General features: G+C 59.4%; 1 pseudogene. It reads right to left on the bottom strand.

The features are described 5' to 3' along the window. Nucleotides 1-278: pseudogene (locus tag FDX22_RS19755) on the bottom strand (CbbBc protein); the annotation flags it as partial.

Genomic DNA, 278 nt, shown 5'->3' on the forward strand with positions numbered 1-278 from the left:
GCGTGCTATGCCCGCCACAATCGCGGGCTCTGATTTTAGCCAGCGGGAGGCCGGTTTCAGCGCGCCGCAGGACGCGTGGACCATCGACATTGAGTCTTCGACGGTCACCGACTGAATGCCCGTCGCCTGCAGATCGCGCTCGGTTCTGCCCAATGCGGGGAGCAGATAGTTATGTTTTGCCAGCAGCAGGTGCGATCTGTTCAGTTTGGTCGCAACGTGAACCTGCAGATCCAACTTTTTCATCGCCGCAAAAGTACGCTGCGGCTGTGGCATCGCCA

Source organism: Citrobacter sp. TBCS-14, from assembly GCF_005280805.1.
Lineage (GTDB): Bacteria > Pseudomonadota > Gammaproteobacteria > Enterobacterales > Enterobacteriaceae > Citrobacter > Citrobacter gillenii.